The following is a 12,866-nucleotide window of genomic DNA, read 5'->3' on the forward strand; positions in this document are numbered from 1 at the left end:
TACGCTGATTTGCTTTCAACACTTTGAGGAGTTCTCCATGCGCATGGGCCGATTTGCCCTCATGCTCTCCCTTCCAGTAGCAGCTATTGCCGCTGGCATTCCTGCTGTTGCTCAATCCACCGCCGGTACCGTAACAGGCATCGTTACAGACGCCAGCGGCGCAGCCATTCCCAACGCGACCGTTCTCATCGCGAATCCCGTCAGCGGCCTGAACCGCACCGCGACGAGTGACACCACGGGCCGTTATACCTTTACGAATCTGCCGTTCAATCGCTACCACATTGAAGTTTCGGCAACAGGCTTCTCCAGTACAACCAGCGACGTCCAGGTGCGCACCGGCAACGCGACACAACTCGATCTGCAATTGAAGGTCGGCGCGGCGTCGCAGGAGATCACCGTTGAGTCTGATGATGTGCTGAACACCTCGGCACAACAATCCACCACCATTGACCGCGATCTGTTTACGAAACTGCCGCTGGTCAGCACCTCTTCTCCACTCTCCAGCCTCGTTACGCTGAGCACACCCGGTATCGCATCCGACTCAAACGGCCTCTTCCATCCGCTTGGCGAGCACGCCGACACGACCTTCGCCATCGACGGTCAGCCCATCAGCGACCAGCAGAGCCGCGTTTTTGGCAATCAGCCGTCACCCAACATCATCCAATCAGTCAACGTCATCAACGGCATTGCGCCCGCGGAATATGGCGATAAGACCAGCCTCGTGGTGGAAACCACCACGCGTTCCGGTCTGGGACTGGCCAAGCCTACGGGCACAGTGGGACTAAGCTATGGCACCTTCGGTTCGGTCACGCCATCACTTGCTGTCGGCTTTGGTGGCAAAACTGTAGGCGACTTCCTTTCCATCGACGGCTATCGCAGCGGCCGCTATCTGGATAGCCCGGAATATCGTCCGATCCATGACGTTGGCAACAGCATCAACATCTTCAATCGCAGCGACTACCATCCGACTGATGCAGATGCATTGCAGTTGAACCTGTCGTTCTCACGTTCGTGGTTCCAGCAGCCCAATCAATACGACCAGCCCAACCAGGATCAGCGCGCGAAGATCATCTCTTTCAACATTGCGCCAAGCTGGACACACACCATCAGCCCCAACAGCCTGATCACGGTTTCACCCTATCTGCGCCAGGACAACTTCCACTACTACCCCAGCAATGACGTCTTCAACGACACGCCAGTAACGCTGTCGCAATCGCGCCGTTTGCAGAACGCTGGCCTCCGCGCGGACTACACGCTCAACAAGGGCATTCACACGTTGAAAGCCGGAGCGACCTTGTACCACACCTTCCTTACAGAAGGCTTTGGCCTCGGCGTTACGGATGCGACGTTTAATGCGCCATGCGTTGATGCTGACGGCAATCCTGTCACGGATCCTTCCATCACAAGCCCCACGCAATGCGGCGTGGGCAATGACTACACGGCGAACGACAGCTATGCACCAGGCCTCGCACCGTACGATCTGACGCGTGGTGGTTCCATCTATCGCTTCCACGGCCATACCGATATCAAGCAGGAAGCCGTATATTTCTCAGACAACATCATGTGGCACGACTGGAACGTACAGTTGGGCGTGCGTGGGGACAACTACAACGGCTTGAGCAGCCGTTCCAAGGTTGAGCCGCGTATCAATGTCGCGTATCACGTGCATCCCAGCGGCACCGTTCTGCGGTTGGGATGGGGACAATTCTTCCTCACCCCATATAACGAAAACCTGATTGTCAGCAGCACGACGGGCGTTGGTGGTTTGCAGAGCACGGCAGGCGACCAGCTTAAGGACGTGGCTTTGAAGCCGGCATCACGCAACCAGTACACCGCTGGATTCGAGCAGTCCTTTGGTCGCTACCTGGTTGTGAACGGTGAGTATTTCTGGAAGTACACGGACCGCGATTTTGACTTTGACGTGGTTCTGAATTCTCCGCTGGCCTTTCCCATTCAGTGGCAGAAGTCCAAAATCGATGGCTTCGGTATCAAGGTCACCATGCCGGCATACCACGGCGTCTCTGCATATTCGGTGCTGGGACACACGCGTTCTCGCTTCTTTGGTCCGGAGGTTGGTGGCGTGCTCTCCAACGATCCCACGATCAACACCAGCAGCGTGTTTCGTATCGATCACGATCAGGCCTTCCAGCAATCCACCAATCTGCAGTACCAGTACAAGCACGGTCCCTACTTCGGCCTAACCTGGCGCTATGAAAGCGGCCTGGTGGCTGGCTCCGTAACGGATCCTGAAACGGCGTTGGGCTTCACACCGGATCAGCAGCAGCAGATTCAGCTCACCTGCGGCAATGTTCGTGCGACCCTTGCGAATCCCATCACCAGCTGCTCCCCTGGCCAGCTCTATTCCCCGCTGGTGAAGATTCCGGCTCCTGGGACGGAGAATGACGACAAGAACCCGCCGCGCATTGCTCCGCGTACGCTGTTCGATGGTCAGCTTGGTTGGGACAACGTGCTGCATAAGGATCGTCTGAAGACGAACCTTTCCATCACAGCCACAAACCTGACGAACAAGACTGCTCTGTACAACTTCCTGTCGACGTTCAGCGGAACGCACTACGTTTCGCCACGAACGGTCACTGGACAGGTCTCGTTCAACTTCTAACGCTGCTCTTGCACACTAAAAACGAAAACGTCCGCGAATGATTCGCGGACGTTTTCGTTTGCCTTTAAATCTTTTACGAGAGCATCGTCTCTTCCGAAGACCGCAGCCGCACCATGCGTTCCACTGCATAGGGCGCGCGGTTCTGTGGCGAATAGAAGTGGCGCACCTGAAGTTCACCCAGCAGACCAATTCCAATCAGCTGCACACCCGCCAAGATCAACACAGAAGCCACAATGAACCATGGCCCATGTTGATGCAGAATTGCGCCACCACGAAGCAGCTTCATCAGCAGCAATCCCAGCGACATCATCATGCCCATCAACACACTGAGCGCGCCGTAGCTGCCGAAAAAATGCAGCGGCCGAGTCATGTACTTCAACAGAAAACGGATAGTCAACAAATCAAGAAACACGCGAAAAGTACGCGTGATGCCATAGTGGCTTTTCCCTGCGCCGCGAGGTGGATTCGAGATCGGAATTTCGCAGATCGAAGCTCCCCACCATGATGCCAATGCAGGAATGAACCGGTGCATCTGGCCGTACAGCGGAATGCTCTGGATCACTTCACGACGATAGGCCTTAAACGTGGTTCCAAAATCATGGATTTTCACGCCGCTAAGTTTGGCCACCATCCAGTTCGCCAGGCGTGATGGGATGCGGCGCAAGACAAAACTGTCTAGGCGTTGGGCACGCCAACCGCTCACCACGTCATAGCCCTCTTCCAGTTTTGCCAGGAAGTTTGGAATCTCGCTCGGGTCATGTTGCAGATCGCCATCCATGGCAAGCACGAAGTCGCCCTGAGCATTGTCAAAGCCGGCGGCCAAGGCAGACGTCTGACCAAAGTTACGGCGCAGCTTGATGACTAGAACTCGGCTATCAACCGCCGCAATCTCTTCCAACAGACGATAAGTGCGATCGCGCGATCCATCATCCACGAAGATAATTTCGAAGCGATCCCCCACGTGCTCCATGACATTTTTCAATTGGTCATAGAGCGTGGTGACATTCTCCTCTTCATCATGGAACGGAACGACGATGGAATACTTGAACACATCCCGATTTTACGCCCTTGCGCAAGAGGAATCTGCCTGGATTCCTCCCTGAGTTCGCCATCGACTTGTATCTCATTCAGCCACAAGATGATGACAAATGGCGACACAACCCTACACGGAAGAGCCTGTCCTGGAGCACGGCGACTCGGAAGAGATGACCGCCGTAGAGGAGTTCCATGAAGCACCGACACCCCGACGGTGGTACCTTGGAAGCGATATGGGTAAGAAGCTTGTTGGCGTCATCGTTCTCGTTTTGATCGCTGCAGGAGCATGGTATGCCTACCATCGGCGTGCGAGCCAGGTGGGTGACGGCGCCATTAAGTTTGAGGATACGAGTGCCCTGACAGACGAGTCGAAGCCCACGACGTCAGAGTCATCCAGCATCGTCACAACACCTTCTGACACATCCAAGCGAAACATCGTACAGCCCACAACGAATGTGCAGCCACCGATGACTGGCACCGTTGCGGCTGCTGCTCCCACGGCGGCAACACCTGCGACGGACAGCATCTCGGCAAATCCCACCAACGGAATGGCATTCACCGGCAGCGGAAAGTATCAGGTATATCGCCAAGGCAATCTGACCTGGCGCGTGGATACTGAAACAGGCCGCACCTGCATTCTGTTCGCCACCATGGAAGAGTGGCGTAAGCCGATTGTTTATCAGCACGGCTGCAACAACAGCTAATAGCGATAGCTCTTCGAGAAATAAGTAAGGACATGGCTTTCGCCATGCCCTTAAAACGTTTGCTTATGAACGCCGCTAGCGGATGGGATGAATCGCGTTGTTGTAGATAAACTGCGCGCCGATAATCAGCAGCCACACCCAAAGCGCAAACCGCAGTGGACGCTTGGGGATAAACTTCGCTGACCACGTTCCTACGATCACACCGAAGATGCCGCCAATCACAAGCTCCTTCAGCAGTGAGGCATCATGCGCTCCGCTGAACATGTGAGCGCCGCTGCCCACTAGCGACAGAGCAAAGCCAAACAAAATATCCGTGCCCACCACCTGGGCAGGCGCAAGGTTCGTCAACGACAGCAGCGCGGCGGTACCCAACGCACCAGCACCAGCAGACGAAAAGCCTACTTCAGCGCCTACGGGGAACATCAACAACGGCATGCAGAAACGGCAATCGCGCGGCTTTTCACGTTGAGAGATGGGGCGGAAAGAGAAGATGATCTGATAGATCGCCGTCAGCACAAGCACCGCACCGAGCAGGCCGTTCATGATGTGCTGCGAACCTTTGCTGACCAGATGCGCAAGGAACAACGAACCCAGCAGAACGCCCGGCAATCCGCCCAACAGCATCCATCCCAGCACACGCCAGTTCACCTGCTTACGGATGATCTGCGTGGGCACGAGGAACAGTTTTACAGCTGCCGAAAACACCAGCCCGGTCGTGACAGCAACCGCTGTTGGTACTCCAAGGAACAGGATGAGCAAGGGCGTGGTGATGGTGCCTGCGCCCACGCCGGTCAAAGCGATAAACATCGCAATGACAAATCCAATCAGGTAATGCATCGTCTGCTTTCGTGAACAGACTGCGGAAGAATTACGCAGCCAGGAAAATCGTTCGTTTTCCTAAGAATCAGTGCGCAGCATCCGGATTGGCCGTGTCCGTGGCCTGGATATGGATGCCGCATTCCACCTTCTTTCCTCCCCAGCGGCCCGATCGAGGATCGTTCGGGTCCGTGGGGAGGGTGGTACATGGCTGACATCCAATGGACGTATACCCCAGGTCGTACAGGGGCAGCAGTGGAATGTTGAAGTGCGCGCTCAACTGCCACACATCGCGCGTAGTCCAGTCCGCGAAGGGGCTGAGCTTACGCACAATCGTGTCCGGCTTCACGGCAAAATCATCGATCTCTTTCAACGCGGTACGGCTGCGCGCTTGCTCGCGGCGCAATCCTGTGAGCCACACCTTGTAGTTCGCGACGGCGTCGAACAGCGGCTCCACTTTGCGCAGACCGCAGCAGCGATTGGGCTCTGTTTGATAGAGCAGTCCAAACTCCGACTCCTGCTCCGCAACTGTCTTCTTGGGCAGCAGATTCGTCAGGTTCAAGTTCCACTCGCGCGTCATGCGATCGCGATATTCGTAGGTCTCGGGGAAGTGATAACCCGTCTCCAAGAACAGCACTGGAATGTTCGGGCGAAGCTCCAGGGCAAGATGCAACAAGAGCACATCCTCCGCCTGAAATGAGCATGTAAGGCACGCTTCGCCTTCGCCAACGCCTTCCAACTCTGTGCGCAGTAACTCACGCACATGCGCAAGCTGCGCCAACAACTCAGGACGAAGCTCCGGCAGATTGCCATCGCCGGTAACTACCGGTGCGCCGCCATGGCGTTCCGTTTCACGCTCGGCGCGGAGGATCTCTTTCTCATGCTCACGCGAGACGATGCCGGGAGTAGTCGAGGTCTCCATTACACATCCTCCTTCAGCAAGCCAGCCTGTCGCAGTGCATCCAGTGCAAGATCGAGCGTTTCTCTCGTGCCTTCAAGACGCAATGCGTGCGAGGGCTTCAGAATCACGTCTTCCACATGGTGTGCACCATGTCCTGACGAAGCCGCTGCTGCACCGCGAATCATGCCAGCAGCCACCGTTGCATTGCTCTGCGGATCAATCAGTACGAAGCTGCCGGTATGACGATCCTCAGAGTAGCTATCGAATGCGATAGGCTGCAGCGTTTCCACCACAACCGCGCCAATGCCATTCAGATGGAGCGATGCGCTCTCCGTCTGCGATGCCGAAGCATCCGTCAGATTGATCGCGTGCAACACCTCAGGAACACGCGCCGGAACGCTTCGGCTTCCCTGCTTGAGCAGGTAACGACGCGTGGTGTCCAGCGGTGTCTCGTTCATCCACACCAGCGCTGCATTCAATCGCGGCGCGACGTGCGGAAGCGACGCGGCAGCAGCCAGCAAATCGCCACGGCTGATATCGATTTCGTCTTCCAGCACTACCGTGACTGACAGCGGTGCGAATGCTTCCGCAAGGTCACCGTCGAAGGTAACGATGCGGCTTACGCGGCTTCTCTTGCCCGAAGGCAGAGCAACAAGTTCATCACCAACGCGAATAGTGCCTGAGGCAATCTGTCCTGCAAAGCCGCGGAAATCAAGGTTCGGACGCACCACACGCTGCACATGCATGCGGAAGGGCGCTTCCGTAATCACCTGCGACGACGGAATTGACTCCAGCAGCCCAAGCAACGGCTGGCCGCTGTACCAGGGCGTCTTCGCACTGGCGTGAACCACGTTGTCACCCTCAAGCGCGCTTACAGGTACAAAGTGCAATACGGTATCGTCGTGGCCGTCGACATCCAGTCCATAGAAGAAGTCGCGGAAGTCCTGCGTGATCTGCGTGAAGACAGCCTCGCTGTAATCCACCAGATCCATCTTGTTGACTGCAACAATCACATGCCGCACACCAAGCAGAGCGGTGATGTACGCGTGACGGCGCGACTGAATCAGTACGCCTTTGCGCGCATCCACCAGCACTACTGCAACGTCAGCCGTGCTGGCGCCTGTTGCCATGTTGCGCGTGTACTGCTCGTGGCCTGGCGTGTCCGCAATGATGAACTTGCGGCGCGGCGTGGAGAAGTAGCGATAGGCAACATCAATCGTGATGCCCTGTTCGCGTTCCGCACGTAGGCCATCCGTCAACAGTGCAAGATCAAGTACGCCCGGAGCCGTGGTTCCCTTGCCCTCAATGGAACGCACCTGGTCGTCATAAACCGATTGAGTGTCATAGAGCAGACGCCCGATCAGTGTGGACTTTCCATCATCGACAGAACCTGCGGTGGAGAAGCGCAGCAAATCCTTGCCACGTTCTTCTGCAAGGTACTCTTCCACGTTGAAGTTCTCAGCAAACGACGGCGATACCGCAACTGGCTCAGGCTCCGGCGTGTGGCCCTTCAACGGCGTATACACAGCCACGTTTTCGTTCCACACTTCCGGCTCACCAGCAGGTGCGCCATTCGCTGCAATTTCCACGAGGTTATTTCGAGCGCTCATTTAGAAATATCCCTCGCGCTTCTTGATCTCCATGGAACCTTCCTGGTCGTGGTCAATCACGCGGTTTGCGCGTTCCGACGACTTAAAGCCGAGAATCTCTTCGATGATTTTGGGGATGGTGTCAGCCTCACTGCGAATGGCGCCCGTGCATGGGCTGCAACCCAGGGAACGCAGGCGGCACTTCACCATCTGCGGCTTCTCGCCCGGTCGCGCAACGAAGTCCTGCTCAATGGGCAGCAAAGCATCGCCGCGGACGTACATGGGGCGTTCCTTCGCAAAGTACAGATCCACTACTGGAATGTTTTCTTCGTGGATGTACTGCCATACATCCATCTCCGTCCAGTTGCTCAACGGGAACACGCGAATGCTTTCGCCTGGATGGATGCGCGAGTTGTACAGGTTCCAAAGCTCAGGCCGCTGATTCTTCGGGTCCCACTGACCGGCCTTATCGCGGAAGGAATAGATACGTTCCTTCGCGCGCGACTTCTCTTCATCGCGTCGAGCACCGCCAAAAGCCGCCGTGAAGCCATAGTGGCTCAAGCCATCCAAAAGCGCCTGCGTCTTCAGCAAACCGCAGCAGCGCTTCGTGTCCAGTGCGATGGGATTTGTTCCGGCAGCCAGCGCCGGTTCATTGCGCCAAACCAGCAGTTCCGCACCAATGCTCTTGGCCATGTTGTCGCGGAACTCAAGCATCTCGTGAAACTTATATCCGGTATCGATGTGCAGTAGTGGGAATGGAATCGGGCCAGGGTAGAAAGCCTTCTGCGCCAATCGCAGCATGACCGAGGAATCTTTGCCGATGGAGTACAGCATGACCGGCTTTTCAAACTCTGCGGCTACTTCACGCAGAATGTGAATGCTCTCCGCCTCCAACAGACGCAGATGACTAAGCCGCGGCGATTGCGGTGGTGCTGAGGCCTGCGACGATAACAGTGAAGCTGTTCCCATTGAATCCCTGTGTAACAAGAAATGTGCGCGGGTGCGCTGTGCGAATCAGTGTTTGTGTGGGGGTGAAGCGTTCCGGCAGAAGAGCGGATCTAGCGCACGCGACAACACACGGCCACGGGACAGGCCGGACAACAGTTGCGGCATTGACAACAAGCGCGCATGCGTATCTATGAGACTAACAGAGAGCTCGAATCGATTCAAAAAGCAATCGAGCCCCGCCGAAGCGATGGGCTCGATTGCACTTGCATCAAAAAATCGAATTACACCAGCTTGCGGACCTTCTTCGTTGCGGACTCCACGCCATCGATCGCTGAATCCGTGGCGGATGCAAGTCGCTCTTTCGCATCAGAATAAATATCTTCCAGCGCATCTGAGGCTTTGGAGTAAACCTCGTCAAGCTGCTTCACGCCCTTCTTGTAAGCGTGCGAGGCTTCTTTGGATAGCCGCTCTGCCCTGTCCTTCACGTAGTCTGCAGCGTCTTCCAATGCATCTTCCGCATCGCCGTAAGCGCGACCAATCTTTTTACGCGTGGTCTTCCCATCGTGCGGTGCGTATACCAAAGCCACCACCGCGCCTACAGTAAGACCGGTGATAAAGGCTGTCCAGAAAGTCTTATTGCTCATGGTCGAAAGTGCCTCTCTTCTTTTTGTCTGCTGCACTTCGCAGCAAAATTCGTCGAACCCGTTCCTTTATCGTGTGATGAACAAGAGATGGCTCAGGTTGTTCTGGCAACAGATCATGAAAGCCCAGCGAGTTCACGTGCACGCACAAAGATGCGTGTGAACATCGCCTTGTCTAGTCGCCCAGTGTTCGTATTGCGCAACGAAGGGTGATAGCTGGCAAGCAACGTAATGCCATTCGGTAGTTTGTGTTCCGCACCGTGCGCAAAGCCATACTCGCGACGTGACGAGATGACTCCTTGCCCGATGAGAAAGTTTAGATACCCGTCAAATGCAATCCGTCCAAGGGCGACGACGACGCGCAACTTGCGCAAAGTCTGAATCTCCGTGGCCAGAAACGGCGCACAGTTACGAATCTCCTGTGGTGTTGGCTTATCTCCAGGCGGCGCGCAACGGCAGATGGAACAAATACGGCATCCTCGCAGCTTCAATCCGTCAGTTCGAGATGTCGCATCCGGCTGCGTCGCGAATCCCGTCTCGTACAACACGGGATACATGAAATAGCCGGCGCCATCGCCAGTGAACGGGCGGCCAGTGCGGTTGGCTCCATGCGCTCCCGGCGCAAGTCCCACGATCAGCACACGCGCGTTTGCGTCGCCAAAACCTGGTACGGGGAGCGTCCAGTAATTCCAATCCATGTAAGCACGCCGCTTCGTCTCTCCCAGGGCGGTGCAATACTCCCGCAAACGCGGGCAGCGCGTACAGGACACAATCTGTTCATTTAAAACGGCAAACTCGGCAGTGGCAGAGCGACTTGTAGGTACGGACTTCTGGAGCTTTGATGGCATGGTGGACCACATGATGGTAGCGTGAGTGGTGGCACGCCTGCGTTTTGAGCCTTTGAAAACGCGGTGCATCCCTGATGCAAAGGAATTCTGTGAGCAGCTCCAATAACGGCGAACGACGGCGCAAAAAGCGATTTAGCCTGGCCAGTTCCGGCCTGCTGACAGCTCTGATCCTTGCAGTTGTACTCGGTATTCTCGGCATTGTCTGGGTGGCGCACCTGCATGGAAGACTGCACAAGCTCAGCACGGTTGAAGTTCCTCCAGATAGCGCGGTTTTGCCTCGCCCAGGCGGTCAGGATGTAATCGAAGTCCATCGCATCTCACCCGCCTCTGGAGTTACACCTCAGTTTGTGGGCCTTTCCGTGATGCCCGGCGTAGGCATGGGGATTCTGCAGCTCTCATTGGATCTCCCGGGTCGCGATCCGCAGGACCTGCTCCTGGGAACACCCATTCCGTCCATTGCGCCACTGCTAATGCCGAATACTGGTGCACCTAAAGCATCGCTGAAATACTCGCCTATCTCACTGAAGGTCTTTCCACAGACAGGTCCTTCAGAGGGAGGGGAAATTTTGGCCACGCAGGCGGCTCAGGACGCCCATAATGACATGACCCCAGGTGGTACCGGTGCCACCGCCGATTTTTCCCCCGAGCCCACCCCGGGCCCCAGTGGCATAGCCCCGCCACCGTCAGGCATTCAGACGAAGGTCTCCACGACCATCTCAGACCGTGGTTATGACCTCTCCATCACGGCCAAAAACGTCTCTGATGATCCAAAATCAGTTGTGCTTTCCTGGACGCCGCAGTTTGCGATTCCGGCAAAGGGTCTTGGCAGCCTGAGGATTACTCCCCCGGAAACCGCCGAAAATGCAGAAAAGGCTGTGGAGATTCCCATAAATACACCGAATTTCCATCGGACATGGCAGGGCCTGAAGTACTCCTATTTGAGCAGCGGACCAGAGCTCCGGCTGCACAACGTGGCGGACGGGTATGTCTTACGATTGATGGCTTTAACGCCCAGCATTCGGAATTTCCGGGTAGATGTCCCCCAGGATGCAAACTCGGTCGCAATCACCTTCAGCACCGAAGGACCCGATGGAGCCAAGACGGTTGTGGGACCCGGCGAAACCCTCCAGTGGCGCCTGAGAATCCAGGTGGCGCCGAACAATTCCTACTCCCCGGCCGGCAATTAAACGCAGCGCGTTTGACCCTCTTCGCCGCTGTCCGTACCATGGTGGATGACGGCAAATCCGCACGCGGCCACACCGCCGCAGCACGCCGCAGAGACTCATCCAGAAGGCACCGATTTTGACTCCGAACGAGACAGTAGAAGCAGTGGCCGAGACCACCCCCGTGGAGACGGCAGAACAGCACACGCACGACCACGATCACGCTGGTCACAACCACGTTCATGGCCCCGCGCTGAACCCCGAACTGACCAAGGAAATCAGCGTCGAAGTTCCGGCCAACGATGTGGACAAGGCCTTCGGCAAAGTGGTGAAGCGTTACCAGAAGCTCGCCCGCATCCCTGGCTTCCGTCCGGGCAAGGTGCCTGAGGCGACCATCCGCAATCGCTTTGCTCGCGAAGTTCGTCAGGAAGTCATGGACCTCCTGGTGCAGGACCGCTTCCGCACCGAGATCGAGTCCAAGGGCCTGAGCCCGGTTTCCCAGCCGCAGATCGTTGAGCTGAACCTGAACGAAGGTCAGCCGCTGCGCTTCCGTGCACAGTTTGAAGTCATGCCCGGCTTCGACATCAGCGGATACGAGACGGTCACCGTCATCAAGGCCGATCCCGCACTGACTGAGCAGGAATTCGACATCGAGCTGGATCGCGTTCTGGATGCACACGCAACCATTGAACCGGTGGAAGAAGATCGTGAACTGGTCGATGGCGACTGGGCTGAGATCACCTTCAAGGGCGTTCGTCGCAAGGCCGAAGGCGACACCACTGTGCAGGAAGCCGACGAGATCGACGGCGAAGATGTTCTGGTGGAAATCGGCGGCAAGAACACCCTACCCGCATTCAGCGATGCTCTGCGTGGCAAGAAGACTGGCGCTGAGTTTGAGCTGGAAGTGAACTACCCCAGCGACTTCGGCGACGTTCGCCTGGCCGGCCTGACGATTGACTACAGCGTCACGCTGAAATCCATCAAGCGCAAGGTCTACCCCGAGAAGAACGACGAGTTCGCGAAGCAGCTTGGCGATTACGAGACCTGGGATGCCTTCCTGACTGGCCTGCGTGAGAACGCGACCTCAGGCAAGAAGCAGAATGCGGAGAACGAAGACAAGGGCAAGCTGGTCGACACCCTGGTCGAGAAGTTCTCGTTCCCCGTTCCCGAGGCGTTCATCCAGCAGCAGATCGACGTCCGTCTGGATCGCGGCCTCCGTGCGCTTGCCCAGCAGGGCATGACGCGCGAGCAGATGCAGCAGCTTGACTTCAACAGCCTGCGCGCCGCACAGCGTGAAGAAGCCATCAAGGAAGTAAAGGCGTCGCTCATCCTGGACAAGATCGCGGAAGCGACCAACGTTCAGGTGAAGGACGATGATGTGGAGCGCGAGCTGATGATCCTCAGCTTCCAGACCCGTCAGCCGCAGGACGTTCTTCGTCAGCAGATGACGCAGGATGGTTCACTGCAACGCATGCGTGAGCAGATGCGCCGCGAAGCTACCGCGACGGCTCTGTACGAAAAACTGGCATAACCTGATTCAAAAGAAAACGGCTTTAGCAACTGCGGGAGGATTCCCTCAGAGGCTAAAGCCGTTATTCTAT

General features: G+C 56.6%; 11 protein-coding genes. 4 read left to right on the forward strand and 7 right to left on the reverse strand.

Annotated elements, in window-relative coordinates:
• Positions 1 to 37 precede the first annotated feature (37 nt).
• A complete protein-coding gene (locus BLT38_RS10575; RefSeq protein WP_083345136.1) occupies positions 38 to 2,620 on the forward strand; it encodes a TonB-dependent receptor in 2,583 nt (860 codons plus the stop codon).
• Positions 2,621 to 2,693: 73 nt separating this feature from the next.
• Here BLT38_RS10575 and BLT38_RS10580 read toward each other — a convergent pair whose 3' ends face one another.
• Positions 2,694 to 3,671: a glycosyltransferase family 2 protein gene (locus BLT38_RS10580; RefSeq protein ID WP_083345137.1), complete on the reverse strand. Its 978-nt coding sequence runs from the start codon at positions 3,669 to 3,671 to the stop codon at positions 2,694 to 2,696.
• Between the two features lie 97 nt (positions 3,672 to 3,768).
• Between BLT38_RS10580 and BLT38_RS10585 the strand changes: the two genes are divergently transcribed.
• Complete coding sequence (locus BLT38_RS10585) at positions 3,769 to 4,359, forward strand: hypothetical protein (RefSeq protein ID WP_083345138.1); 591 nt, start codon at positions 3,769 to 3,771, stop codon at positions 4,357 to 4,359.
• A 75-nt stretch (positions 4,360 to 4,434) separates the two neighbouring features.
• On the opposite strand, the gene BLT38_RS10590 is transcribed toward BLT38_RS10585, so the two are convergent.
• The 6 genes from BLT38_RS10590 to BLT38_RS10615 all read right to left on the reverse strand — a co-directional run bounded on the left by BLT38_RS10590 (position 4,435) and on the right by BLT38_RS10615 (position 10,102).
• Positions 4,435 to 5,196, reverse strand: a complete 762-nt coding sequence (locus BLT38_RS10590) for a sulfite exporter TauE/SafE family protein (protein ID WP_083345139.1) — start codon at positions 5,194 to 5,196, stop codon at positions 4,435 to 4,437.
• Positions 5,197 to 5,263: 67 nt separating this feature from the next.
• Positions 5,264 to 6,097 carry a phosphoadenylyl-sulfate reductase gene (locus BLT38_RS10595; protein WP_083345140.1) on the reverse strand — a complete coding sequence of 278 codons (834 nt, stop codon included), beginning with the start codon at positions 6,095 to 6,097 and terminating at the stop codon, positions 5,264 to 5,266.
• Entirely contained in the window at positions 6,097 to 7,686 is a 1,590-nt protein-coding gene (cysN, locus tag BLT38_RS10600; protein WP_083345141.1) for a sulfate adenylyltransferase subunit CysN, read from the reverse strand. The genes BLT38_RS10595 and cysN overlap by 1 nt, the downstream gene beginning before the upstream one ends.
• The gene (cysD, locus tag BLT38_RS10605; RefSeq protein WP_083345142.1) at positions 7,687 to 8,634 is read right to left on the reverse strand and encodes a sulfate adenylyltransferase subunit CysD; all 948 of its coding nucleotides are present in this window, start codon (positions 8,632 to 8,634) and stop codon (positions 7,687 to 7,689) included.
• A gap of 260 nt (positions 8,635 to 8,894) precedes the next feature.
• A complete protein-coding gene (locus tag BLT38_RS10610) occupies positions 8,895 to 9,257 on the reverse strand; it encodes a YtxH domain-containing protein (RefSeq protein WP_083345143.1) in 363 nt (120 codons plus the stop codon).
• A gap of 113 nt (positions 9,258 to 9,370) precedes the next feature.
• On the reverse strand, positions 9,371 to 10,102 hold the full coding sequence (locus tag BLT38_RS10615; RefSeq protein WP_083347042.1) for a uracil-DNA glycosylase: 732 nt from the start codon (positions 10,100 to 10,102) through the stop codon (positions 9,371 to 9,373).
• A gap of 89 nt (positions 10,103 to 10,191) precedes the next feature.
• On the opposite strand from BLT38_RS10615, the gene BLT38_RS10620 reads away from it, so the two are divergent.
• Both BLT38_RS10620 and tig read left to right on the forward strand, forming a co-directional pair.
• Positions 10,192 to 11,289: a hypothetical protein gene (locus BLT38_RS10620; RefSeq protein ID WP_156785085.1), complete on the forward strand. Its 1,098-nt coding sequence runs from the start codon at positions 10,192 to 10,194 to the stop codon at positions 11,287 to 11,289.
• A 142-nt stretch (positions 11,290 to 11,431) separates the two neighbouring features.
• The gene (tig, locus tag BLT38_RS10625) at positions 11,432 to 12,796 is read left to right on the forward strand and encodes a trigger factor (RefSeq protein ID WP_231966417.1); all 1,365 of its coding nucleotides are present in this window, start codon (positions 11,432 to 11,434) and stop codon (positions 12,794 to 12,796) included.
• Positions 12,797 to 12,866: the final 70 nt, after the last annotated feature.

The organism is Terriglobus roseus (assembly GCF_900102185.1).
Taxonomy (GTDB): Bacteria; Acidobacteriota; Terriglobia; order Terriglobales; family Acidobacteriaceae; genus Terriglobus; species Terriglobus roseus_A.

Coding starts and splice junctions, on each gene's coding strand:
- BLT38_RS10575 (WP_083345136.1), top strand. CDS start 38: ATGCGCATGGGCCGATTTGCCCTCATGCTCTCCCTTCCAGTAGCAGCT.
- BLT38_RS10585 (WP_083345138.1), top strand. CDS start 3,769: ATGGCGACACAACCCTACACGGAAGAGCCTGTCCTGGAGCACGGCGAC.
- BLT38_RS10590 (WP_083345139.1), bottom strand. CDS start 5,196: ATGCATTACCTGATTGGATTTGTCATTGCGATGTTTATCGCTTTGACC.
- BLT38_RS10595 (WP_083345140.1), bottom strand. CDS start 6,097: ATGGAGACCTCGACTACTCCCGGCATCGTCTCGCGTGAGCATGAGAAA.
- cysN (WP_083345141.1), bottom strand. CDS start 7,686: ATGAGCGCTCGAAATAACCTCGTGGAAATTGCAGCGAATGGCGCACCT.
- cysD (WP_083345142.1), bottom strand. CDS start 8,634: ATGGGAACAGCTTCACTGTTATCGTCGCAGGCCTCAGCACCACCGCAA.
- BLT38_RS10610 (WP_083345143.1), bottom strand. CDS start 9,257: ATGAGCAATAAGACTTTCTGGACAGCCTTTATCACCGGTCTTACTGTA.
- BLT38_RS10615 (WP_083347042.1), bottom strand. CDS start 10,102: ATGCCATCAAAGCTCCAGAAGTCCGTACCTACAAGTCGCTCTGCCACT.